The organism is Blastococcus colisei, from assembly GCF_006717095.1.
GTDB lineage: Bacteria > Actinomycetota > Actinomycetes > Mycobacteriales > Geodermatophilaceae > Blastococcus_B > Blastococcus_B colisei.
This window is the reverse complement of record NZ_VFQE01000001.1, coordinates 3699415-3723241: the sequence shown is the minus strand read 5'-3', so window position 1 is coordinate 3723241 and position 23827 is coordinate 3699415. Positions and strand designations below refer to the sequence as shown.

The following is a 23827-nucleotide window of genomic DNA, read 5'->3' as shown; positions in this document are numbered from 1 at the left end:
GAGCGGACAGCCAGCAGTCGGCGGGCAGACGAATCCCAGGGAAACGGTGGGCACCCCGGCTCGGGTATCAGGAGAGACCGCCGATGCGACGGTTGGTGCCGCGTGTCGGCTGCGGTCCGTGACCGGTTGACCGGAATGGCGCGGTGCGACGCGGCGATCAGCGGGATCATTCGTCGTCGGTGGCTGACGGCCGCGAGGTTCGATTTTCCCTGTTGTTCTCCTGTCGACCATGTCGGCGCCTCGCCTGGCACCTAGCGTCCGTCGGGTGGCCGACTCGATGCAGGGACTCGATGCAGGGAGAACGATGACCGCTTATCCGGCGTTTGCGACGCGACGGTCCGTCGGCCATTCGCACCGGTGGCGGTCCCGGCCGGGCGCGGCACCCGTCTTCGGTGCGGGCGGTGGGGGCCCGCGGGTGCTCGTTGCCTTCGCCAGTCGGCACGGGGCCACCCGGGAGATCGCGGCGGCACAGGGCTGGCCCGTTGGCTGCCCGAGTGCCACGACGGTCGACGCGTTGGGTTGTCCGCAGTGCTCGCGCCGGTCGAGCGAGGTCCGGATCCGGCGGCCTTCGACGCGGTGGTGCTCGGGAGTGCGGTCTACGCGGGCGGGTGGCTGCAGCCGGCTTGTCGTTACGTCGGGGCGGTCGCTCCGGAACTGCGAGCCCGCCCCACGTGGTTGTTCTCCAGCGGGATCACCGGCGGACCCACCCCGTTTCCGCAGCGTGGGGACGACGGCCGATGGATCGGCGACTCGATCGGCGCACTCGGTCACCAGGTGTTCCCTGGCCGGGTGGAGCGGCGGGTGCTGTCCGCGGCCGAGCGGCACGCTTGGGGCGCAGGGCCAGGCATGGCGGGAGACTTCCGGGACTGGCCGGCCGTCCGTGCCTGGGCCGGGGAGATCGCCACTGAACTTGCCGCTCGGCAGGCAGCCCCCATGGCGGGCTGAAGGCCTGCGCCGTGCCGATCACACGAAGGGAGCGTCGGTGTTCAACTCGATCGGTTGGGGCGAGATCGTCGTCCTCGGTCTGTCCGCCCTGTTCATCTTCGGCCCGGAGCGGCTTCCGGACCTGGCGAAGGACGCCGCTGGGGGTCTGAAGCGCGTTCGGGGCGCGATGACCGGGGTGCGGAGCCAGGTGCACGAATCACTCGGTGAGGACTTCGACCACCTGCGCGACCTTGACCTGCGCAGGTACCACCCGAAGACGTTCGTCCGCGAGCACCTCATCGGTGAGGACGACACGCCCCCGGCGCAGCGCGGCCACCGTCCCGGCTCACCCTGACCGGAGGGCTCAGGGATCGGGCGGGGGCTGGGAACAGATTGCGACCAAGGCCGTCGTCGAGTGCCGTGCGCGTTCAGGAACCGGTAGTGGCACGCGCTCGCAGCTGATCGACCACGACCGTGGGTCAACGTCGGCGCGAATCTCGCCGCGCCACCGGGCCCGTGTCGTGACGTCGACGGGCAGCGTCCGAGGAGGGCCGGAGTGCTGGCCTGACCTATCAGTTGGGTTGCGGTTGACGCAGGAGCCCCGCACCAGGCGAGCGAGGCTGTGCAGGTCCCTGACCAGCTCGGCAACCACACTCCCGGCGTCGGGAAGGCTTAAGCGGATCGTGCGCGGTCGGTGACGTGCGAGTGGAGCAAGCTGTTCACCGTGACGGCGCGGTGGACGTGCGGTCACGAGTGTGTGGGACCCGCGGGATCCGGGTCCCACCGTCACGTTGATCAACGACCGGTTACGCCGGCGAGGATCAGCCTCCCCGCTGGCCGAGGCAGTGGGGCCTCTCGCGACTGAGCCATCCGGCGTCGCTCGGTGGCCGCGGACGGTCAGGTGTCGCGGGCACAGGTTTCATCGCGTCGAATGTCTGGTGCTCGCCCGTGTCGAGGCGCTCCCGGAATGCTCGGTGTCGTCTGGTGCTCTACGGGTCGCCGCGGTCTAGGCCCTCCGCTCTGGCGCGTCGTTCAGTTGAGGCGCCAGTCCGCGGGGCACCCTCCACACTGGCGCGGGCAATACCTGCACGGACGCGGACGATGTGCATTCCGAGGCAGCGCCGACGAGCGGGGGGGATCGGATGGAACCGAGGGGACGCCTCCTGAGTGACCGTTACGAGCTCCAGGCCCTGCTCGCCAGCGGCGGCATGGGCCGGGTCTGGCGGGCCCGCGACACCGTGCTGCAGCGGCCGGTCGCGGTGAAGGTGCTGCGCAGCGAGTTCACCGGTGACGCGGCATTCCTCCGCCGCTTCCGCGCCGAGGCGCAGCACACCGCCCTCCTGACCCACCCCAACATCGCCTCGGTGTTCGACTACGGGGAATTGGACGAGGACGGCGAGCGCCTGGCTTATCTGGTCATGGAACTGGTCGAGGGGGAGTCGCTGGCGACGCTGCTCGCCCGCGAACGGCGTCTCGACGTCCCGACGACTCTGGGCATCGTGCGCTCGTGCGCGGCGGCCCTGGCCGCGGCGCACGCCGCCGGCGTGGTGCACCGCGACGTCAAGCCGGGCAACGTGCTGCTGGGCGGCGACGGCGTCGTCAAGATCACCGACTTCGGGATCGCCTGGTCGGCGTCCAGCGTGCCGCTGACCCAGACCGGCCAGGTCATTGGAACCGCGCACTACCTGTCCCCGGAGCAGGCGCAGGGAGCGAAGGCCGGCGCGGCGAGCGACGTCTACGCCCTGGGCGCGGTGGCCTACGAGTGCCTGGCGGGCCGGCGGGCGTTCGACGGGGAGAGCTCGGTCCAGATCGCGGTCATGCAGATCCGCGACGAGCCCGATCCGCTGCCGGCCGACCTGCCGGAGAGCGTACGCAGGCTGGTCCGGCGGGCGATGGCCAAGGACCCCGCCGAACGCTTTCCGAACGGCGCCGCGCTGCTCGCCGCCGTCGACGACGTCATCGCCGGCCGCCCCGGGGCGGCGCCGGCTGCGGCGCGCACCGCCGTGATGCCTCTCCCGCCCGCAGGGATCACAGGAGCGACCACGTCCGTAGCCTCCCGGGCCAGGGCGACCCCACGCCGGACCGCGGTCCGTGTCCTCCTCGGCGCGCTGGCCGCCCTGATGGTCCACGCGACGGTCCTCGCCCTCTCGTGGGGAAGCCGGCAGGTCCCCGCGGACGGCGCGACTTCCGAGGAGACGGCCGAGCCCGGCATCAGTGTGGTCGCCGAGGACTACCTCGACCGGCCCGTCGCGGAGGTCCAGGCCGAACTGATCGGCCGCGGACTGCGCGTAGAACTTGTGCCGGCGGAGACGGCGGACGTCCTCGCGGGACAGGTGACCGGCATCGACCCCGTGGGCGAGGTGGCGCCGGGTGGCGTCGTCACCGTCACCTACGCCGTTCCGCCGGTGGTGGTGCCCCCGCCGGTGGTGGTACCCCCGCCGGTGGAGCAACCGGTCGAGCGCGGCCAGGACGAGCAGCGCGACGACGACGGGGACCCGGACGAGGACAGCGGCAAGGACGGGAACGGCCGCGGGAACGGTGACGGCGGGAACGGCCGCGGGAACGGTGATGAGCGTGACGACGACGATGATGACTGACGTCGGTCGCGCGGAGGGATGTCGCACAGAGGGGGATGTCGGCGGGAGTCGCCCCGCGGGTTGACGTGTGCAGCAGGGCACGCTGACATAGCGATGGGCACCCTTGCCGAGGTAGGGAGTACCTCGACCGGTTCCTAAAGCTGACCGAATGCGACGAGCTGATCGTCGGGCATCAGTCGCCCACCACGAGGGCCGGCTCGCTCGGTCCCCTCCTCGTTGAAGGGATGCGGAGGATAGCCGCGTGGGCGGAGGACCGCTCGGCGCTTCTCTCAGGAGTTCGGGCAGCGCGTGTACGCCGACAGCTGGATGAGAGCGGTATGAGCGGGTTCTCATCGAGGGAGTGCTTTCTCAGGTGAGCCGTTACGGTCCGATCATGCGAATGCGACGCTCAATCGCCGTCCTGTCTGCCCTGACGGCCCTGCTCTGTGGCAGCGCCACGCTGACCGCATGCGGCTCTGAGGCGGGAACCGACGTCATCGAGGACACGGTCAACGACGACGACGGGAACGACCAGAACGACGACAACGACCAGGACGACGATCAGGACGACGATCAGGACGACTGACCCGGGGATCCCTACCCGCGGAGGGCGTGAACGGACAGCGCCGGCCTCCTGCGGGAATAGCCACCCGTTCCGACTTTGGCCGTCCCGCGCTTAACACGGTCTGCGCAAACCTGAACCCGCCCCCGGGTCATTCCTTCGTCAGTGCACTGCCATCCGCTGTTGCAAGGTCGGCCTGGTATGGGCCGGCGTGGGCGAGGCCGGCAGGAGCGCTGGAGAGCCGTAGTTGCCGGGCGGCGGTCGCCGGGTGGCTGGACAGGGGCATCTCGAGCAGGGTCCCGGCGTAGCAGGGGGCCACCTGGTCCAGTGCCCGGGCGAGGTCCGGGCCCGCACCGAGTCCGGCGGCGTAGGAGTCGGCGGCGCGTTCGCCGGCGCGGCAGGCAGCGGCGTCAGCGACGGGAGAGGCCATGACGGCGATGGCCACGGTGATCAGCGTGATGAGGACGGGTACGACATGTTGGGGTGGGCGATCTTCGCGTACGAGGTCGACGATGGCGACGACGGACACGATCGGCATCAGTAGCGTGCCGGCGCGGGAGAGCGGAAGCCTGTGGCCGATGCGGATAGCAGCCCGGTAGAGGATCTGCCACGGAAGGGTCAGCCAGTTGATGATCAGCCCGTAGCGGGGGCCGCGGGTGATGTGGTGTCCCACCTCGTGCATGGCCACGGCTACCGCCTGTTCCGGGGTCAGTCGGCCGCTCTCGAGGAGGTGCAGGAAACCGGTGGTCACGGTGATCGAGCGCAGACCGACAGCGAACGCATTCGGTGTTGGGTCGGTGCGGACGTACCAGTCGAGGCGGTCAGCAGCGACCCCGCATCGGTTTTCGGTCCGCTGTTGAAGCCAGGTCAGCCATTCGGCGTCTCGGCCGGTAGGTATCTCGAACCGGTAGGCAGTGCCGACCGCGAGCCGTTCGATCGGGCGGATCAGCAACAACACGGGGACCAGGAGCAACCAGGCGGCGACGGGCAGGAGGGTGTACGGCCTCAACCAGCTGAAGGCGACCGTCACTAGCATCGCGCTGAGCAGGATCGCCGGGGCGGCGCACAGCAGGCGCCACTCTGCGGAGTGTCGGGGACGTTCACAGCTGTGCTTCATGTCGGCCACCTTGCCCTGCGTGACATTTGAGATGACCGACACTGTCAGCCGGTACTGACAACAATGCCGGGTGGACCTATTGTGTGTCTCGGCGTTGGGGGCGCATGAGGCCTCAGCGGTCGTGGTCCGCGCGATTGGTAGACGACACGGCGACCCAGCCGGAAGCCGTCGGCACTTAGACCTCGTTGCCGCCAATACCATAGTGCTGCGATCGGGGTCGAAGGAGGGCAGCCGCCTCGATCAGGGTCAGCTACTGCTGATGCGTCGCGGTTTCTGTCGCCCGGGCCAAATCCATGGCCATTCTCTCGGTCTCAGGAAGCGGGGATCGGCGAGAGAACTCTCGAGGAAGCCGCGAGCGGGTCGCCCAGCCATCCGTCGAGTCCCGTCGAGCTCACCCCGCAGGTCCGCAGAGGCATCCTGTGCCGATGACACTGCCTCAGATTCTCCAGTGCCTCTTCAGTACTTCATGAGGTCGCTGAGCTGGGCCCGTTGATCGTCCGCTCGGTTCCCGCGCCGGTCGGATCGGTGCCATCACGGCTGCAGGAGAATGGCGTGGACCACTTCTCTCGCGTTAGACGGATGACTCGGCGCTGCTAGAGCGCGGGAAGCCACTGGAGCGGACGACCTCCTCACCTTGCCGCCACACCACTCGGTCGCGATCCCCGAGTCTGCTTCCAGGCGGCCTGCGCACAAAGCTTCCTGGGACGTCCTCCTGCCGGCGAGCGGAAGGCGGGGCCATGAGACCGGCTATCGCGAGGCACGGTCGACGGCCGTATGACATCGACGGGATTTGCGCGCACCGGGACTTGCTGCCAGCGCCTACCGCCGTCGATAGGGTGCACGACTACCGGCGGGCATCTGACCGGGCTGGGTCGATGGAGGTGCTGTGGCGCGGCCACTTCTCCGCGGTGATCGTCTCCTGGCCGCCCGGGAGGCCGTGGGACTGACGAGGGAGGACCTGACCCTGGCGCTCGGGCTGTCCAGCCCTTCCCGGATCAAGGTGTGGGAGTCGGGCATCGAGCGGCCGAGGCCACGGTTCGTGCCGAAACTCGCGGCAGTATTGGGCGTCGAACCGCTCTCACTGCTCGATGTCGACCCGGACGATCCGCCGCTAGCGGCGTTGCGCGTGGCCGCCGGGTTGGCCACGAACGAGATGGGCGCACCGGGGATGTCTGTGATGACGTACGTGCGCCTCGAAGACGGTCGCCCGGGTTCAGAACCGACCGACAAGGTGATCGCGGCGATCGCCGCGGTATTACGGATCGATGCGGCGCTGGTTCAGTCAGCCATCCGTCGCTCCCGAAGTGACCATCCCGCCGAGACCTCCCTCAGGTAACTGCACGAGCCGGTTCAGCTGGGGGTTGCGCTCACCGGGTGGGATGGTAATTTCCCGTCCGAACGCCGGTCGGGGAGGTCCCTATGGACAGCGCCACAGTCGTGTGCTGGCGAAGCGCTGTTCTGACTCCTGACGCGCACGTTTCGTCCTGCGAACCAGTGCCGTTGCCCGGAGCCCCGGCGCCGGTCCTCTCGGCAGGACCACGGCGATGACAGGCCCGCGGGTAGCCGCTCGGACATCTGCCGCTCTGGCGCTGTTCCTGGCTCTCTCCGGCTGTAGCGGAGGAGAGACTCCGCCACGGGCGACGACGTCCAGCTCGGCGGCGGCACCGACCACGACAACCGCGCCGCCGCCGACCCGGGAGGAGTTGGCGGAGGAGGCCGCGACTACCGCCTTCAGTGAGTTTCTGCGCGTGACGGACGCGGCCAGCCAAGACCCGGGACTGAGGGATTGGGAGCCGGAGATCCGCCAGTACGCCGGTGACCCCGCCGCCTACCTCGCCGTCCAGGCGGCTCGTGACTATGCGGTGCTGGGCCTCCGGCAGGTCGGCGACTCGCAGGTGGACGTCGAGGTCATGAGCGTAGGTCTTGCCGCGCCGGAGGGGCCGACCGTGGCCATGACCGGCTGCTATGACAGCCAGAGCACGCAGCTGGTGAAGGCCGACAGCGGTGAGGTCGTTCCGCCGGGGACTCCGCCCCGGTACGTCTGGGACATCACGGTCATCCAGTACCTGTCCGAACCCGGCGAACCGTGGCTGGTCAGCACGCTGGAGCCGCGGACGGATCAACCGTGCTGACGCTGGCCCGGATTGCGGGACTGGCGGCAGCCCTCGTGACAGTGAGCCTCGCAGCGCCGGGCACTGCAGCTGGGGCTCCGCCGGTCGAGTGTCAGCGGACCGATCCGCGCACGGGTATCTGCGTTATCTGGGTCCCGGCCCCGCCGGGCGACGGGGACGGTGGTCGCGGAGGCGAAGACGGCTCCGCGGCCGGACCGGCTGATACTGGTGGCGAAGGCGCCGCCGAAGACCCGAATCCCTGCACCTACGAGATAGCTGATCCGCAGCCGTGGGCGTTGGATCCGGTCTGGGCCGGTCAGACGCCGGAGAGCGGCACGATCTGGTTGATGGTCTGTCCACCGCCAGCCGGGTTCTCCCGCGACTGGGTGGCGCGCATTTTCCTGCCCAATGGCGCTGATCCGACGCCGGCCACGCAAGTCGATCCGCGGATGCTGGCTGAGCAGGCGATCGCATCGATGGTGATGCATGCCCCGCAGATCGGCATGGCCCCGCCGCCGGGCTCGGCGAGTGGCCTGGTCGGGCTGCCGGTCTGGATGTGGACCGAGCGCGGCGAGCACACCACCGGGCCTACCCGGCAGTCGGCGTCCGCCGGTGGCGTGACGGTGACCGCGGTGGGCGAGGTCAGCCGGATCGTCTGGGACATGGGCGACGGCAACACGGTGATCTGCGGCGCAGGCACGCCGTATCCGGCCGGTTCGGACGGCGAGTCGCCGGACTGCGGCTATACCTACGCGACTGCCTCGGCCAATCACGTACCCGGCGGCGGGCCGTGGCCGATCACCGCCACCAGCACGTGGACGATCACCTGGTCCGGCGGCGGCCAGTCGGGCACGGAGGTGCTGGAGCTCTCGTCGGATGCCGAGCTCTCGGTCGGTGAGTTGCACGTGCTGAACCAGGACGGCACCTGATGACCCGGGCCCGCACCGACGACTCTCCCTCCCGGCTGGACACCCCGGTCGAGCCCCCGGGTCTCTCGAGGGCGCCCACGCTGTTCCCGCCCCGGCGTCGCCGCCGGCCGGCGCTGCTCGCCCTGGCGGTCGCGATGGTGGTCCTCGGTGCGCTGGGCGCCTCTTTCGTGGCGACGTCGTTGGGACAGACCACCTCGGTCGTCGCGCTCACCCGCGCCGTGCCGTGGGGACAGAAGGTCACCGACGCCGACCTGGTGGAGGCGCGGATCGCAGCCGATCCGGCACTGTCGCCGATCCCGTACGCCGACCGCGACGAGGTCATCGGCATGATCGCGGCCACCGACCTGACTGCGGGGTCGCTGCTCACCCGCGAGGCGTTGACCGACGAGCGGTTCCCGCCGCCGGGGCAGCACCTGGTCGGGGTTGCGGTGACCACCGCCCAGGTGCCCGCGACCCCGCTGCGCTCCGGCGACGAGGTGCTGCTGGTGCCGATGGCCACCGAAGGCATGGCACCGGCCGGTGCCCCCACGCCGGGCCCGGTTCAGGCGACGGTCGCCAACACCGGGCCGGTCGGGGTCGACGGGCTCCGGGTCGTGGACGTGCTCGTGGACGACGTCGACGGCGCGGATGTGGCCGCCCGGGCGGCCGCCGGTCTGGTCGTCATCGTCGTGGTACCGGGCGAGTAGGCGAGGATTCCGGTGCTGATCGCGCTGACCTCGGCGAAGGGATCCCCGGGGGTGAGCACCGCGGGGTTGGCGCTGGTCCTGTCCTGGCAGCGGCGGGCGACCCTTGCCGAGCTGGACCCGGCGGGCGGTGAGGTGCTGGCCGGTTACGGCCGTGCGCAGCTGCCGGCCGGCGGGCTGGGCGAGCTGGCGTTCGCCGCCCGCCGCGGCGGGCTGGAGCAGCAGCTGTTCGCCCATCTGCTGCGGCTGGACGAGGCAGGCAGAGCGCTCCTGCTGCCTGGACTGGTCGACCCGGGCGCCGCGCGCGGCATCGACTGGAATCGCCTCGCGGCTGCCTTGACGGGACTCGACGAGCAGGGGACCGACGTGCTGGCCGACTGCGGGCGGTTGCGGTCGGAGCGGTACCCGATCCCGGTGTTGCAGCGGGCCGCCGCAGTGGTCCTGGTGACGGGGTCGACGCTGCGTGCGGTGCACGCGGCAAAGCTGTCGATCGCGGACCTGCGGACACTGGTGCCCGAGGCCCCGGGCGGCGGTGGGGCGTTGTGCGCGCTGGTGGTCGGCCCGGGGGAGCCGTACAGCGCTCGTGAGGTCGGTGATGCACTGGGCATGCCGGTCATCGGTGTGCTGCCGCGCGACCCGAAGGCGGCGTCGGTGCTGAGCGACGGCGCCCCGGCCAGCCGACTGTTCACACAGTCGGTGTTGCTACGCGCTGCGCGCACGGCCGCGGCGGACCTGGCCGAGTTCGCCGCAGCCCGGCACGACCGGCTCGCCCCGACGCCACGGCCGATCCCAGCGAGTAACGCCGGGAGCAGCCGTGGCCGCTGAACAGATGGATCACGCCAGGGCGGCCGTTCCGGCCGAGCCCAACGGGCACGGCCGACTGGATGCGGCGCCGGCTCCCCTGGATTGGAAGGTGGTTCGCCGGTTGCACGACGCGACGGCGACGGCCCTGGCGGAGGAACTCAAACGGCGACCGTCTCTGGGGGTGGCGGCGCAGCAGGAACTGGCACGCACTTTGATCCAGGACGAGATCGACCAGCTGGTGCGCGAGCGGATGCGTAGCGGGCAGGCGGTTCCGTCCGCGGAGGACGAGCTGGCGATCGCGGAGGCGGCGTTCGCCGCCCAGTTCGGCCTGGGCCGGCTGCAGCCCTACGTCGACGACCCGCTGGTGGAGAACATCGAGGCGCACGGCTTCGACAACGTGTGGATCGGCTACGCCGACGGCCGTGACGTCCGCGTCGAGGCGGTCGCCGACTCCGACGAGGACCTGGTGCGGCAGCTGCAGTACATCGCCGCCCGGCTCGGCCGCTCGGAGCGGACCCTGACGCCCGCCAGCCCGCTGCTGACGATGCGGCTGCCGGACGGTTCGCGGCTGGCGGCGGTGATCGAGACCGTGCCGCGCCCGCAGCTGGTGATCCGCCGGCACCGGATCCGCAACGTAGACCTCTCCGACCTGATCGGACTGGGAGCCCTGGACCGGGCGCTCGCGGAGTTCCTCCGGGCGGCGATCCGGGCCCGCAAGAACATCGTCGTGACCGGCGGGCAGGGCGCCGGCAAGACGCTGCTGCTGCGGGCGCTGGCCAATGAGCTGCCGGTGCAGGAGAACCTGGCCACGATCGAGAAGCACTTCGAGCTGCTGCTGCACGACCTGCCCGAGCGGCACCCCCGGGTGGTGCCGTTCGAGGCGCGGGAGGGAACCGGCGAGCGCGGTCCGGACGGCCGCCGCCTCGGTGAGGTGACGCTGACCGAGCTGGTCGAGCAGGCGCTGGTGATGAACACCAGCCGGGTGTGGCTGGGGGAGGTCCGCGGTGAGGAGGCGTGGCCGCTGATCGAGGTGATGGAGGCCGGCGAGGGCGGCTCCTGCTGCACCCTGCACGCCCGCTCCGCCCACCACGCCTTCGAGCGGCTGGCCAACCTGTGCATGCGCGGCCGGGCGTCGGTCACCCCGGAGCACGCCTACCGCTCCTGCGCGGGCGCCATCGACCTGATCGTGCACATCGCCACCGTGGACGAGCGGTGGATCGGCGGACGGCGGCACCGGTTCGTCAGCCAGGTGCTGGAGTGCAACGGCATCGGTGAGGCCGGCCGCCCCGCCGTCACCGAGGTGTTCGCGCCCGGCCCGGATCGTCGGGCGGTGCCCGAGCACGACCCGGTCGATCTGGCCGACTACGAGCGGGTCGGCTTCGACCCGGAGTGGCTGAGCCCCGGCCGCGGGCACTGGACTTCCGCCCTGGAGACCCTGCGGTGAACGGGCTGGTGCTGCTGGCGGGGGTGTGTGGGGCGCTGATCGTCGGTGGCCTGGCGGTCGCCGTCCACGGGTGGCTCGGGACCGAGGCCCCGCCGGCCGTGTCGCAACGGTCCCGTCGCTGGCGGTCGATGCTGGCGGCCGGCGAACGGAGCACGTCCAGGCAGCGGGGGCTGTACGCGGCGGCCGTCGCCGCGGCGGTGGCGGTGTGGCTGAGTTCGGGATGGCCGGTCGGTGGCGCGCTCGCCGGCCTCGCGGTGGTCGGGTTTCCGTGGCTGCTGCGGCAGTTCACCGCCGGCAACGCAGCAGTGGAGCGGCTGGAGGCGCTGCAGGAGTGGGTGCGCCGCACCTCCGATGTGATCGCTGCCGGTGGTGGCCTGGAGCAGACCCTGATCCGGTCGGCGCGTACCGCGCCGGCGCCGATCGCCGTCGAGGTGGCGACGTTGACGGCGCGGCTGCAGGCCCGGTGGCCCACCAGCCGGGCGCTGCTGGCCTTCGCCGACGACCTGGACGACGCCGCCGGCGACCTGGTCGTCGCGGCGCTGCTGCTCGGTGCCGAGCTGCGCGGCCCCGGGCTGGCCCGGGTGCTGACCGAGCTGGCCGGGAGTCTGTCCGAGGACGTCGCGATGCGCCGGAAGATCGAGGCCGACCGCGCCAAGCCCCGGGCGAACGCGCGCTGGCTGCTGATGATCACCTTCGGCGCCTGTGCGGTGGCCGCCCTGAACGGCGACTACATCGCCCCCTATGGCAGTGCGGTCGGTCAGCTGGCGTTGGCCGCGATCGCGGCGATGATGGCCGGCTGCCTGCTGTGGATGCGCCGGCTCACCCAGCCGGCGCCGTCCCCCCGCTTCCTGGTCGACACCGGACGGCGGCGCGCGGGCAGCGAGCGCGAGACGGCGACCGTCGGATGAACGGCATGCAGCTGGCGTTAATCGGCTTCGGCGCCGTTCTGGGCCTCGGGGTGTTTCTGCTGGCGCGGGCGGTGCTGGTCGTCGAGCAGCCGAGGTTGGCCGACGCGCTCGCCCGCCTCGACGGCCGGGTCACGCCAGTGCCGACTGGTCCGGTCGCGGGTGACCCCTGGGCCCGCGTGGCCGGCCGCGCCGGAGCCTGGGCCGGCGCGCGGCTGATGACCGCCGGCGTTCCGATCCCAACCCACGCACTGGCCCTGATCGGCTGGACACCGGAGGGTTTCCTGCTGCGCAAGGCCGGGACGGCCGCGTTCGGGGCCGGGTTCGTGCCGTTGCTGTCCGCGGTGCTGTCGCTGGCCGGCTGGCGGCTACCGGTGGTGGTGCCGGTCGCCGGGTCGCTCCTGCTCGCGGTGAGCCTGTTCTTCGTCGTGGATCTCGTCGTCCGGGACCAGGCGAAGGAGGCGCGCGGACAGATGCGGCGAGCGCTGTGCTCCTACCTGGACCTGGTGAGCCTGCGCCGCGACGCCAGCGAGGGCCCGACGATCGCCCTGGAACGGGCTGCGGCGCTGGGCACCGGCTGGGTGTTCCGCCGCATCACCGATGGGCTGGTCGGCGCCCGGCTGGCCGGGCAACAGCCGTGGGACGGGCTTCGGAGGCTGGCCACGGACACCGGCGTCGGCGAGCTGGCCGACATCGCCGACATCGCGGTCATCGCCGCCGAGCAGGGGGCGTCGATCGCCCCGACGCTGCGGGCCCGCGCCCAGTCGCTGCGGGTGGAATTGCTGGCGGAGGAGGAGGCGCTGGCCAACACCGCCAGCGAGAAGCTCACCGCCCCGGTGGCGTTGCTGTCCATCGCGTTCCTGCTGCTGTTCCTGTATCCCGCCCTGTCCCGACTGATGGGCAGCTGACCCAGCTGACCGCGACCCGAAGGGAACTCACCATGACCCCACTGATCACTACGCTGCTCTGCTTGGGTGGCGCGCTGCGAGACCGGTATCGGGCGGTGCGCGCCGAATCCGAACGGGGCTCGGTGTCGATCGAGCAGGTGATCATCACCCTGGCGTTGCTGGGTATCGCGGTGGCGCTGGTGGCAGTGATCGCCAACGCGGTCACGTCCCGCTCGAGTCAGATCCAGTAGCCACCCGCCGTGCCAAGCTGCGCGCCCATCGGCGGTCGGGGGAGGCCGCCGACGTCCGGCCGCCCGGTGCCCGCTCGACCGCGCGCCGGTGAGGCGGCCCGGCGGCGGCTGGCCGGGGAGCGCGGAGCGGCAGCGGTGGAGCTGGCGATCATCTTTCCGGTGATCCTGCTGGCCGTGATGACCCTGATCCAGGGTGCCCTGTGGTTCTACGCCCGGTCGGTAGCTCTCGGCGCGGCCGAAGAAGGGGCGCGGGAGGGGCGGGTGCAGCCGGCCTCGGTCGACCGCGCCCATTCCGCGGCCGAGGAGTTCCTCACCCAGACCGCGCAGGACCTGCTGGTCGGCGCCGCGGTGGACGTCGCCGGGTCGCCGACCACCATCGAGGTGACGGTGACCGGCACGTCGATCAGCCTGTTCCCGGGTGTAGCCGGCTGGTCGGTCGCCCAGACCGCCGTCGGACCGGTGGAGAGGCCGAGCCGATGACCCGCTTTCCGCCGCTGGGTGAGCGCGGTTCGGTGTCGGTGGAGCTGGCCGTGTTGGCCCCCGCGGTGCTGCTGCTGCTGTCGTTCGCGATCTGGGCCGGGCGGGTACAGATCGCCGACAACGGCGTGCAGGAGGCGGCCCGCGCGGCCTCCCGCGCCGCCTCGCTCGCCGTCGACGCCGACACCGCGGTGGCGCTGGCGACCGCGCAGGCCCAGGAAACCCTTGCCCGTCAGGACCTTCGGTGCCAGCGCGTGGACGTCGAGGTGGACAGCGCAGGCTTACGTGCGCCGATCGGCCAGTCCGGGGACGTGACCGTGGCCATCACCTGCACCGTTTCCATGACCGACCTGCTCGCCCCGGGCCTGCCCGGCTCCGTTCAGGTCAGCGCCTCCTTCGCCAGCCCCGTCGACGCCTACCGCGAACGATGACCCGCCCCCGACAGCGCGGCCGCCCGCGTGGTGAGCGCGGCTCATTGAGCGTCCTGATGGCCGTCCTCGTTCCCGGCCTGCTGCTGATCATCGGGCTGGCCGTCGACGGCGGCGCGAAGGTGCAGGCCACGCAGCGCGCGAATGCGCTCGCTGACGAGGCAGCCCGGGCCGGCGGGCAGGCCATCGACCGCTCCGCGGCACTCGCGGGCGAGGTACGGGTCGACACCGCCGCCGCGGTCGCCGCCGCGCATGCCTATCTGGACCGCAACGACGTCCGCGGCGCGGTCACCGTGATCGACGCCGACACCCTGTCGGTGACCACCACCATCACCGAACCCACGATCTTCCTCGGCCTGATCGGCATCACCACCATGACCGTCGACGGCTCCGGCACCGCCGACCTCGTCACCGACCCGGCCGTGAACTGAGGAGGCGAGCCGCATGAGTGCTCGAGTGCTGGACGCGTGCCGCCGCGTCCTCTCGCTGCTGCTTCTGCTCGCTCTCGTGGCCGGGATCCCGGTCGCGCTGTGGGTCCTGAGCCGGACCTATCTGCCCGATCAGTTCCCGACCTGGGCGCAGGTCACCGCCGCGCTGTCCGGTCCGGACACCGGGGCGGTGTTCTCCGGGTTCCTGGTGGTGGTCGGCTGGATCGCGTGGGCGGTCTTCGCGGTATCGGTGGCGGTGGAGATCCCGGCACAGCTGCGGGGTGTGCCCGCCCCCCGCCTGCCCGGGCTGGGGTTCATGCAGCAGCTGGCGGGACTGCTGGTCGCCGCCGTCCTCGGGGTCGGCAGCGCTCCGCTGATGTCCTGGGCCGCCCCGGCCTACGCGAGCCCTCCGATCGTCTCCCAGCAGCCCTCCGCCCCGGTCGACGAGCCGGCAGCAACCGGAAGCTCCGCCGGGCAGGCCGGTCCGGACGTCGCGGCAGCGCCCGGGCCGCAGTACACCGTGCAGCCGCGGGACACCCTGGGCCGGATCGCCGCGCGGACCCTCGGCGACTGGGAACGGTTCGACGAGATCTTCGAACTCAACCGCGGCCGGCCCCAGCCCGATGGGCGCGAGCTGACCGACGCCCGAGTGATCCGCCCCGGCTGGGTGCTGACCCTCCCCGCCGACGCGACGCCGCAGCCCGCTGCGGTCGCCGGCCCGGTGGTGGTCGAGTCCGGGGACACACTCTCCGAGATCGCCGAGGACGAAGGCCTGCCGGGATGGCGGCCGATCTTCGACCTGAACGCCGGTGAGCAGCAGCCGGGCGGGCGCTCGTTCACCGATCCGGACCTGATCTTTCCCGGCCAGGTGCTGGACATCCCCGGCCATCCCGAACCGGACGAGGAAGGCCCCGCCCCCTCTGAGCCGGATGCTCCGGCTCCCGCCGAGCCGTCGGTGCCGCCACCCACGGCGGAGACCCCGCCGACGGAGCACACGGCGACGCCACCGCAAACCGGCAACACCGCCGAGCAGAGCACCGACCCGGGGGAGGAGTCGCCCACCGAACTGGCGGTGACGTTGGCCGGGGGAGGGGCACTGCTGGCCGCCGGGATCGGCGCGGCGCTGCTGGTGCAGCGGCGGCAACGGCTCCGCCGCCGCCGGGCCGGCCGCATGCTGGCCCCGACTCCGCCGACGCTGATCGGCGCCGAGGCGTCGATCCTGGCCGCGGCGTCGGCCGGCGCCGCCGACTTCGCTGCACTCGACGTGGCGCTGCGCAGCCTCGCCGTCGCCCTGTTTGACCAGCCCGGCGGGCAGCTGCCCGACGTCGTCGCCGCCCGGCTGACCGGGCACCGGCTGGACCTGCGGCTGCACGCCACGCCGACAGCTTCTCCACCGCTGCCGTGGATCGCCGACGAGACCGGGCAGTGGTGGTCACTGGACCTGGCCGCGGACAACCCCGTCGACACCGACCGGGCACACGGCCGCCTGGCTCCCTATCCGGGGCTGGTCAGCGTCGGCAACGACGGCGGGCAGCGGTGGCTGCTGGACCTGGAGCGGATCGGCGTCCTGAGGCTCACCGGCCCACCCGAGCGGTGTGCGGACTTCACCCGGCACCTGGCCGCGGAGCTGGCGGTCAACAGCTGGTCGGACCTGCTGCACGTGACGATCGTCGGCTTCGGCGCCGAGCTGGTCGACCTCAACCCTGAACGGCTCCGCCACGCCGAGCACACGGGCTCCGTCGCCGCGACCCTGCACGCCACGCTGCGCCAGTACACGGACGGTGCCGACACGAGTCGGGACGCCGTCCTGAACGGCCGGCTGCACGCGACGGCCGGAGACGGGTGGATGCCCGAGATCCTCCTCGTCGCCCCCGATGCCGGCCGGGGCGATCCTGATCTGGCGGCGTTAACCGCCGCCATGCACGAGCACGGTGACCGTACCCCCCTGGCCGTGGTGCTGGGCGAGGAGCCGGGCGCCCCGGCCGAGGGATGGCTGCTGACCCTGACCGACGACGGTCGCCTGCTGATCCCCGAACTGGACCTGAGCTTGCAGGCCCGGCAGCTCACCGCGCAGGAGGCCGCCGACATCGCCGCACTCCTGGCATTCGAACGCAGCGCCGGCGACGCGGGAATCCCCGCTGCCGCCGGCGACCAGCCATGGCACACCTACACCGACGCGGCCGGTGCGCTGCTCGAGGACGTCAACCTCCCGCGGGGTTCCGACCGCAACGGGGCCGGCCCCGCCGGAGCGGCCGCCGCGGCGGCGTACGCACAGTGGACGCCGGCCGTTCAGGGCTCGGTGCTGCCGCAGGACACCGGCACCTACGTGCAGGCCTCGGCAGCCACGGTCGAGGACGTGGAGGCGCTGGCACGGCGGGCCCCGACGGAACTGCGGGACCGCGTCGAGGGTGACCTTGAGCAGCTGGACCGCGACCTCGCCGACTGGTGGGACCCCGACTGCAGCCGGCCGCGGCTGACGCTGCTGGGGCCGGTCGCCCTGCGGGCCCGCGGTGACGAAGCAGCCGTCGCCAAGTCGGGCCTCCGGCGCCGGTATGAGGAAGTGGTGGCCTACCTCGCCATCCGTACCCACGGTGCGACGGGGGACGAGGCGGCCGCGGCACTGCGCCCGGACATGGCAGACCCGGTGACCGCCCGCGCGTACGTCCACCGGGTCACGGCCGGTGCCCGCGCCTGGTTGGGAACCGATCCAGTCACCGGGGACAAGCACCTGAGCTCCGGACACCACGGCGCCTACTTGCTACGGAACGTCCTTGTCGACGCCGAGCTGTTCCGCCAGCTGCGCTGCCGGGCAGGGGTGCGCGGCGGTGACGGGGTCCGCGATCTGTCGGCAGCCCTCGAGCTGGTGTCGGGACCACCGTTCGGTCAGCGGCCGTCGGGCTACGAATGGCTGCAGGGGCTGGATCTGGCCTACACGGCGGGAGTTTGCGACGTCGCGCACCTGGTCGTCACCTCCGCACTGGCCGACGGTGACCTGGAAACTGCCCGCGCCGCCAGCCAGACGGCGCTGCTCGTGGCACCCGAGGACGAGAAGGTCCTCGTCGATGCGATGTGGGTCGCGTTCCGAGACGGCAACCAGGCCGAGGCCGAGGCGTTCGTTGCCCGGATCGTGGCCGTCAACGACGGTGAGGACGAGATGGACCTGCACATGAGCACGGCGGAAACCATCGCCCGAGCTCGCCGAGAGTTCGTCGCCCGCGCTTCCTAGGAAGCGAAGTGGTCATCGCCGACGGCTGAACGACGCGACAACCTCGGATACGCGATCCCCCTGACCGCAACGCTCAGCATCGGGACCCGTCGCAGAAGTATGGCGGCTCCTTGGTTGCAGGGGTACTGCCGGGTCGCCGGGTGTGTGGCGCCAGCGCCACACACGGTCAGCTCGCGGTTCGTCAGGTCGACGGGCGCCGCCTCCTCACCAGGTCCAAGGGTCAGTGGTCGTAGGCGTCGGTGATCGTGGAGGTGGTGCGCCGATGTGGTCTTGTGCCAGATGACGGCGGTGAGCGCCAGCACGCGTGACCCGGCGTCAGGTGGTGGGCACGGGCCGCGCAACGACGTCGGCCGGTATCACCTGGCAGACGACAGCGGGGTCGCACGTGGCCGGGTCCAAGGTGCTCGCCCGGGAGCGGAGCCGTTCGACCTCCGCACGTAACCCGGTCAACTCGGCGATGCGCCGGTCGAGGTCGGCGGCGTGGCTGTCCAGCAGGGCGAGGACGTGCTGGCACGGAGCTCCGCTGCTCGCCCGGACCGTGATGATCTCGCGGATCTCGGCCAGGCTGAGCCCGGCGGCTTGGGCCGCTTTGACGAATGCCAACCGGTCGACGGCGCCCTCGTCATAGTCCCGGTAGCCGGAGGAACACCGAGCCGGTGCGGGAAGTACGCCGACGGATTCGTAGAACCGGATCGTCTTGGTCGTCAGCCCGGTTCGGGCGGCGAGCTGGCCGATACGCACCGGCGCACCCTACGACTTGACCTTCCAGCGCAGTGGAAGCCTTACCGTCGGCTACCAGGTCATCGAGCCAAGCGGAGGAGCGGCACGTGGACGCAGTCGATCTGGTCGTCATCGGAACCGGCGGGGCGGCGATGGCCGCCGGCATCGAGGCGCGCTCGCGCGGCAAGTCCGCCGTGCTGGTCGAGCACGGACCGCTGGGCGGGACCTGCCTGAACATCGGCTGCGTACCGAGCAAGAACCTGCTCGCCGCAGCCGGCCGGCGGCACCGTGCACAGGCCAACCCGTTCCCGGCCGTACCGACCGGCGCCGGCGACGTGGACATGGCCGCACTGACCGAGCAGAAGCAGGAGCTCATCGACCGGCTGCGGCAGCTCAAGTACGCCGACGTCGCCGAGGCGCACGGTTTCCCCGTCCGGTACGGGCACGCCCGGTTCGTCGACGAGCAGACCCTCGAGGTCGACGGGCAGCCACTGGGCGCGCCTGCGTACGTGGTGGCCACCGGCGCGGCCTCGCACATCCCCGACCTGCCTGGCCTGGCCGGCGTCGACCACCTGACCTCCACCACGGCGATGGAGCTGACCCGGCTGCCGGAGTCGCTGGTCGTGCTGGGCGGCGGCTACGTCGGGCTGGAGCAGGCGCAACTCTTCGCGCACCTGGGTGTGCAGGTCGCCGTCGTAGGCCGGTTCGCGCCGTACACGGAGCCCGAAATCGCCGCGGTCTTGCGTGAGGTGTTCGCCGACGACGGCATCACCGTGGTCGAGGAGCGCGGGGTGGCCGTGGCCGGCAGCGCCGACGGCGTCGTGGTCACGACAAGCGGCGGACGGGAGGCGACAGGGCAGCGACTTCTGGTGGCCACCGGTCGGTACGCCGACACCGGCGACCTGGGTCTGGAGGCGGCGGGGGTGACGACCGATGAGCGGGGCTTCGTCGTGGTCGACACCCATCAGCGCACCACGAATCCGCGGATCTTCGCTGCCGGCGACGTGTCCGGCGCGCCGCAGTACGTCTACGTCGCCGCGCAGACCGGGCACGCCGCTGCCGCAGGAGCGCTCGGTGCGCCGACAACCGTGGACTACCGCGGACTGCCCGGGGTGACGTTCACGACGCCGCAGCTGGGCGGCGCCGGCCTCACCGAGGAGCAGGCGCTGGCGCGCGGTCACGCTTGCGACTGCCGGGTGCTCGGCGCGCAGGACATCCCGCGGGCGCTGGCCAACCGGGACACCCGCGGCGCCCTCAAGCTGGTCATCGACGCCGACACCGGACAGGTGCTGGGCGTGCACGCCGTGCTCGACGGCGCCGGTGACGTGATGCTTGCCGCCACCTACGCGATCAAGTTCGGGCTGACCGTCGACGACCTGGCCGACACGTGGGCGCCGTACCTCACGATGAGCGAGGCGCTGCGGATTGCCGCCGGACTGTTCCGCACGGACATGCCGACCAGCTGCTGCGCATGAGCGGAGGCATCGTGCTTGGGCACTGCGGGACGCTTTCGTCTGCTGGGGTGCCAGTGTCGGAGTGCCTGGACAGGCAGTACGGGGAGGGGCAGACGTTCGCCAGGACGGCCAACCCGGCGAGGGCTGAGCGAGGCTTAGCCGCGGATGGTCGGGCAGCGGAACGCCGGTGAGGAGGGGCGTGGCGGAGGATCAGCGGCGGCCGGGGATGCGCTCCGTGCTGGCCCAGCCGGACTTCCGGCGGCTGTGGACGGCGCGAACCGTCAGCCAGTGGGGCGACATCTTCAGCTTCGTGGCATTGGCCATCCTGATCTACCGGCTGACCGGCTCGGGGCTGGGCGTGGCCGGCGTCGTCGTCGCCGAGATCGTCCCGGTGCTGCTCATCGCGCCGATCGCCGGCGTCGTCGTCGACCGACTGCCGCGCGTCCAGGTGATGGTCGCCGCCGACGTACTCCGCGCCGCCCTGGCCGGCGTTCTGGTGGTCTGGCACGACGACCCGCTGGTCGTCTACGCGGTCGCGTTCGGCCTGTCGGCCGGCGCGGCGTTCTTCAACCCGGCCGCCAACAGCGTGCTGCCCTCGGTCGTGGCCGACCGGGAGATCGTCGCGGCCAACAGCGCCGTCTGGACCGCGGCGGTGTTGTCACAGATCGTTCTTGCGCCGCTGGCCGGAGGGCTGGTCGCCCTCGTCGGCCCCGGCTGGGCGTTCGGCCTCAACGCCGCGAGCTTCCTCGTCTCGGCGCTGGCGCTACGCGGCCTGCGGCTGGTCGCGCCGCCGCGTGACGTCGGCCGCCGCAGGCTGCTGGCCGAGGCCCGCGAGGGTGTGGCGCTGGTCGGCCGGGACCGGCTGCTGCGCGCGCTGGCCATCGGGCAGCTGCTGGCCGCGCTGTCGGCCGGGGCGACCAGCGCGCTGCTGGTGGTGCTGGCCGCCGAGCACCTGGGCGCGCCGGCGAACGCCTACGGGATCCTGGTCGGCGCGATCGGCGTGGGCGCCGCGCTGGGCCCCACCCTGATGCTGCGGCTGATTCCCGATCCGCGCCGTCCGCTGCACGTGTTCGGCCCCTACGTGCTGCGCGGCCTGGTCGACCTAGTGCTGGCGTCGGTCCGCTCGCTGCCGGTCGCCGCCGCCACCCTGGCCGTGTACGGCATCGGAACTTCCACCGGCGCTGTCACCTTCAACAGCCTGCTGCAGTCGCACGTCACCGACCGCACCCGCGGGCGGGTCTTCGCACTGATGGACCTGCTGTGGCAGACCGGGCGCCTGGCCAGCCTCGGGGTTGGCGGGTTGCTCGCCGACACCGTGGGCATCCGCGCCGTCTACTACCTCGGCGGCATCCTGCTGCTTCTCGCCGCCGCCGTCGGCTTCGCCGCCAGCCGCACACCCGCACGAGACAGCCCCTCGAGTCCGGACTGAGCAGCGGCCGGCACCGTCGGCTAGTTTCTGCTCCGGCGGTGACCCCTGGCAGGGTTCTCACCCACCGGCCCGGGTGCGCCGGCCATGCCGTGGTCAGTCCGACGGCGGGCAGTCCCGCAGCGCGGAGGCCTCGAACTCGGGGACTGGTCGGTCCTGGGCTTCCTGCGCCGTGTCGGCGATCCCGTTCTCCGCGATGTCCTCGATCAGCCAGTCCATCTCATCGATCTCCCGCATTTGGGCCTCGCTGATCTCCACGGCCAACTGGCACACGCGCACGTCCGAGAGTTCGGACCGCTCGGAACGGGTGATGGCCATCGAGTGGTGGGGGATCATCGCGCGCATCCAGGCGGTGTCCTGCACGGTCGTCTGCGTGCGGTCGAGAAACACGCCGAACCCCAGGAGCAGGAAGCTCGCTGCGACGATGGCGATGTTGGCTTTCATGTTCTTGTACATGTTCAGCATCCAGCCGAGCATCACCAGCCCCATCACCCCGCCCATGGTGATCGCCATGAACACGCGGCTCTGGCTGAAGCGGATGTGGCTCCACTCCCACGAGCTGACGAACATGACCCAGTACATGAGGACGATGGCCGTCAGGATCATGCCCGCGAAACGCAGGTACATCTTGGTCTCGTGCGACATCTTGCCGCCGTGATCCTGCTCTTCGTTCGCCTCGTCGCTCTTCTTCGTCGCCATGGATCCCATCTCCGTTCTGCTGTCGTCGGGGGTGCAAGGGCGCCTCACGTCGTACGCTTCTTCGCCACGAGACCCGCCCGCCGCATCCGTCATGCCGCAGACGCATGGCTGCCGTGGTGGGAGCCTGCGCGGGAGTTCGGGACTGTGCGTGGCAGACGGTGGTCTGTCCGTGGAACGACGTCCGGATGCCCGTACGGTCGTCCGGACAAACGCGAGCAGCTCGGAACTCTCGTCCGGACAATCGGAGCAGGTAGCGTCGTGCCCGCCGCCGAGCCTGCAGGCTCGGTCGGGTCGGCGGTGTGGAGCGGGGGGTGTCATGCGAGGCCGGCGGATCGGGGCGCTGCTCGTCGTAGCCGCGGTCCTGGCCATGCACGGGGTGCAGTGCATGAGCGGATCTGTCGGCTCTGCCCACGTCACCGTGGCACCAGCCGTTCCTCTCACCGTGCTCGACGGCGGCTCCACCGCATCCCCTGACGGGACCCACCACGTCGCCGCCCTCGGCGCGGACGCGACCGCGCCACTCCATCCCGCTCCTGTCGGCATCCCAGCGTATGGACCGGAGCTCTGGACCATCTGCCTGGCTGTGGTGTTCGCGGCGCTGGCGCTGGTGAGCGTCGCGTTGCTGTTCCGTGGGCGAGCTGCCCTTGTCGTACGAGGCCCGCCCCCCTCGCTGCGTGGGCTCCGGCAGCGCTACCGGCTGCCCCCTGCGCCGGATCTCTCCGCTCTCTGCCTCCTGCGGATCTAGGCCGAACGCCGCCCCGATCTCGCCAGCCCCTGCTGGACGGGGGTCGATCAGGCACGCCCAGATCCGTTGACAGGAGACTCGCAATGACCCGCAGAACAGCTCGACTCGTCCGCATCGCCGGTGGCCTGCTCGCCGGCGCAGTCCTTCTCGGCGGCTGCTCCGGTGCCGTCGACGGCACCGCGGCCGACAGTAACCCTTCCGCCGACAGCTCGGCGACCGTGTCCGAAGAGTTCAACGACGCCGACGTCGTCTTCGCGCAGGGGATGATCCCGCATCACGAAGGTGCCCTGGTGATGGCTGAGATGGCTTTGCAGCGCGCCAGCGATCCTCGCGTGCTCGACCTGGCCGAGCGCATCCAGGCCGGTCAGGGCCCGGAGATCGATCTGATGACCGGCTGGCTGGAGGAGTGGGGAGAGCCGGTGGAGTCCGGTGGCATGGGCGGTATGGATCATGGATCCGACGGCGGCATGGACCATGGCTCGGAAGGGATGGGGGACATGCCGGCCGCTGGTCCCGACTTCGACGTCATGTGGCTGCAGTCGATGATCGAGCACCACGATGGCGCGGTGGTCATGGCGCAGATCGAGATCGACGATGGCGCGAACGAGGAAGCGATCGACCTGGCGCGGCGCATCGTCGAGACCCAGAACGACGAGATCGACGAGATGCAGCAGCTGCTGAACGAGCTCGGCGGCTGAGCCGGTGGCGCGGGGCGGCGGCCAGTCCGCCGCCCCCGTCTCCGTCGCTGGTTCCCGGGTTCACCCCCGGCCCTCAGACAGATCCCTGGAGTTTGCCGTGCACCGCCCCACTCCGCCTCGTCCGCGCCGTCCCCTCCGTACGCCGATGATCGCCAGCTCGGTGTCGACCGCACTCGTAGCGGCGATGGCCGCGTGCTCCTCGCCGGAGTCGAGCCCCTCTGCCGCGACCGGAGCGATTCCCGCGGGGTCCTTACCGTCGGCTCACGTCCATGGAGTCGGTATCGATCCCGGAGACGGAGCCGTGCTGGTGGCGACTCATGAGGGTCTTCTCGA

At 71.4% G+C, this 23827-nt stretch carries 23 protein-coding genes; 20 read left to right on the top strand and 3 right to left on the bottom strand.

Annotation, left to right across the window (positions count from 1 at the left end; all coding sequences use genetic code 11):
• Window positions 1-528: 528 nt before the first annotated feature.
• The 4 genes from FHU33_RS17725 (at window position 529) to FHU33_RS17710 (ending at window position 4086) form a co-directional block, all read left to right on the top strand.
• Complete coding sequence (locus FHU33_RS17725) at window positions 529-945, top strand: NADPH-dependent FMN reductase family protein (RefSeq protein ID WP_170182500.1); 417 nt, start codon at window positions 529-531, stop codon at window positions 943-945.
• Window positions 946-982: 37 nt separating this feature from the next.
• Window positions 983-1279, top strand: coding sequence for a twin-arginine translocase TatA/TatE family subunit (locus tag FHU33_RS17720; RefSeq protein WP_142026507.1), 297 nt, complete (start codon window positions 983-985; stop codon window positions 1277-1279).
• A gap of 787 nt (window positions 1280-2066) precedes the next feature.
• The gene (locus FHU33_RS17715; protein WP_142026506.1) at window positions 2067-3521 is read left to right on the top strand and encodes a protein kinase domain-containing protein; all 1455 of its coding nucleotides are present in this window, start codon (window positions 2067-2069) and stop codon (window positions 3519-3521) included.
• A 340-nt stretch (window positions 3522-3861) separates the two neighbouring features.
• Window positions 3862-4086, top strand: a complete 225-nt coding sequence (locus FHU33_RS17710; protein ID WP_142026505.1) for a hypothetical protein — start codon at window positions 3862-3864, stop codon at window positions 4084-4086.
• 127 nt (window positions 4087-4213) lie between these two features.
• On the opposite strand, the gene FHU33_RS17705 is transcribed toward FHU33_RS17710, so the two are convergent.
• Window positions 4214-5179 carry a M48 family metalloprotease gene (locus tag FHU33_RS17705; RefSeq protein ID WP_170182499.1) on the bottom strand — a complete coding sequence of 322 codons (966 nt, stop codon included), beginning with the start codon at window positions 5177-5179 and terminating at the stop codon, window positions 4214-4216.
• An 886-nt stretch (window positions 5180-6065) separates the two neighbouring features.
• Between FHU33_RS17705 and FHU33_RS17695 the strand changes: the two genes are divergently transcribed.
• From FHU33_RS17695 to FHU33_RS17635, 13 genes are all read left to right on the top strand, one after another.
• Entirely contained in the window at window positions 6066-6515 is a 450-nt protein-coding gene (locus FHU33_RS17695; protein WP_142026503.1) for a helix-turn-helix domain-containing protein, read from the top strand.
• A gap of 412 nt (window positions 6516-6927) precedes the next feature.
• Entirely contained in the window at window positions 6928-7311 is a 384-nt protein-coding gene (locus FHU33_RS17690; protein ID WP_246063795.1) for a hypothetical protein, read from the top strand.
• On the top strand, window positions 7305-8219 hold the full coding sequence (locus FHU33_RS17685; RefSeq protein ID WP_142026501.1) for an ATP/GTP-binding protein: 915 nt from the start codon (window positions 7305-7307) through the stop codon (window positions 8217-8219). The genes FHU33_RS17690 and FHU33_RS17685 overlap by 7 nt, the downstream gene beginning before the upstream one ends.
• On the top strand, window positions 8219-8905 hold the full coding sequence (locus FHU33_RS17680; protein WP_142026500.1) for an SAF domain-containing protein: 687 nt from the start codon (window positions 8219-8221) through the stop codon (window positions 8903-8905). Before FHU33_RS17685 ends, FHU33_RS17680 begins: the two co-directional genes overlap by 1 nt.
• Before the next feature lie 12 nt (window positions 8906-8917).
• Window positions 8918-9727, top strand: a complete 810-nt coding sequence (locus FHU33_RS17675) for a CpaE/TadZ family protein (RefSeq protein ID WP_142026499.1) — start codon at window positions 8918-8920, stop codon at window positions 9725-9727.
• Window positions 9717-11150 (top strand): TadA family conjugal transfer-associated ATPase, encoded by a 1434-nt coding sequence (locus tag FHU33_RS17670; RefSeq protein ID WP_246063793.1) that lies wholly within the window; start codon window positions 9717-9719, stop codon window positions 11148-11150. The genes FHU33_RS17675 and FHU33_RS17670 overlap by 11 nt, the downstream gene beginning before the upstream one ends.
• Window positions 11147-12058, top strand: a complete 912-nt coding sequence (locus tag FHU33_RS17665; RefSeq protein WP_142026498.1) for a type II secretion system F family protein — start codon at window positions 11147-11149, stop codon at window positions 12056-12058. Before FHU33_RS17670 ends, FHU33_RS17665 begins: the two co-directional genes overlap by 4 nt.
• A gap of 5 nt (window positions 12059-12063) precedes the next feature.
• On the top strand, window positions 12064-12963 hold the full coding sequence (locus tag FHU33_RS17660; RefSeq protein WP_246063791.1) for a type II secretion system F family protein: 900 nt from the start codon (window positions 12064-12066) through the stop codon (window positions 12961-12963).
• 32 nt (window positions 12964-12995) lie between these two features.
• Complete coding sequence (locus tag FHU33_RS17655; protein ID WP_142026496.1) at window positions 12996-13193, top strand: hypothetical protein; 198 nt, start codon at window positions 12996-12998, stop codon at window positions 13191-13193.
• Window positions 13194-13259: 66 nt separating this feature from the next.
• Window positions 13260-13673 (top strand): TadE/TadG family type IV pilus assembly protein, encoded by a 414-nt coding sequence (locus FHU33_RS17650; protein WP_246063790.1) that lies wholly within the window; start codon window positions 13260-13262, stop codon window positions 13671-13673.
• A 38-nt stretch (window positions 13674-13711) separates the two neighbouring features.
• Window positions 13712-14101 (top strand): TadE/TadG family type IV pilus assembly protein, encoded by a 390-nt coding sequence (locus FHU33_RS17645; RefSeq protein WP_246063788.1) that lies wholly within the window; start codon window positions 13712-13714, stop codon window positions 14099-14101.
• Window positions 14098-14529 (top strand): TadE/TadG family type IV pilus assembly protein, encoded by a 432-nt coding sequence (locus FHU33_RS17640; RefSeq protein WP_142026494.1) that lies wholly within the window; start codon window positions 14098-14100, stop codon window positions 14527-14529. Before FHU33_RS17645 ends, FHU33_RS17640 begins: the two co-directional genes overlap by 4 nt.
• Before the next feature lie 13 nt (window positions 14530-14542).
• Window positions 14543-17752, top strand: a complete 3210-nt coding sequence (locus FHU33_RS17635; protein WP_142026493.1) for a LysM peptidoglycan-binding domain-containing protein — start codon at window positions 14543-14545, stop codon at window positions 17750-17752.
• A 315-nt stretch (window positions 17753-18067) separates the two neighbouring features.
• Here the strand turns inward: FHU33_RS17635 and FHU33_RS17630 are convergent, their stop codons facing one another.
• The gene (locus FHU33_RS17630) at window positions 18068-18493 is read right to left on the bottom strand and encodes a heavy metal-responsive transcriptional regulator (RefSeq protein ID WP_142026492.1); all 426 of its coding nucleotides are present in this window, start codon (window positions 18491-18493) and stop codon (window positions 18068-18070) included.
• Between the two features lie 86 nt (window positions 18494-18579).
• On the opposite strand from FHU33_RS17630, the gene merA reads away from it, so the two are divergent.
• Window positions 18580-19947, top strand: coding sequence for a mercury(II) reductase (gene merA, locus FHU33_RS17625; RefSeq protein ID WP_142026491.1), 1368 nt, complete (start codon window positions 18580-18582; stop codon window positions 19945-19947).
• Window positions 19948-20125: 178 nt separating this feature from the next.
• The gene (locus tag FHU33_RS17620; RefSeq protein WP_246063784.1) at window positions 20126-21355 is read left to right on the top strand and encodes an MFS transporter; all 1230 of its coding nucleotides are present in this window, start codon (window positions 20126-20128) and stop codon (window positions 21353-21355) included.
• Window positions 21356-21448: 93 nt separating this feature from the next.
• Here FHU33_RS17620 and FHU33_RS17615 read toward each other — a convergent pair whose 3' ends face one another.
• A complete protein-coding gene (locus FHU33_RS17615) occupies window positions 21449-22051 on the bottom strand; it encodes a DUF305 domain-containing protein (protein ID WP_246063782.1) in 603 nt (200 codons plus the stop codon).
• A 963-nt stretch (window positions 22052-23014) separates the two neighbouring features.
• On the opposite strand from FHU33_RS17615, the gene FHU33_RS17610 reads away from it, so the two are divergent.
• A complete protein-coding gene (locus FHU33_RS17610) occupies window positions 23015-23494 on the top strand; it encodes a DUF305 domain-containing protein (protein WP_246063780.1) in 480 nt (159 codons plus the stop codon).
• Window positions 23495-23827: the final 333 nt, after the last annotated feature.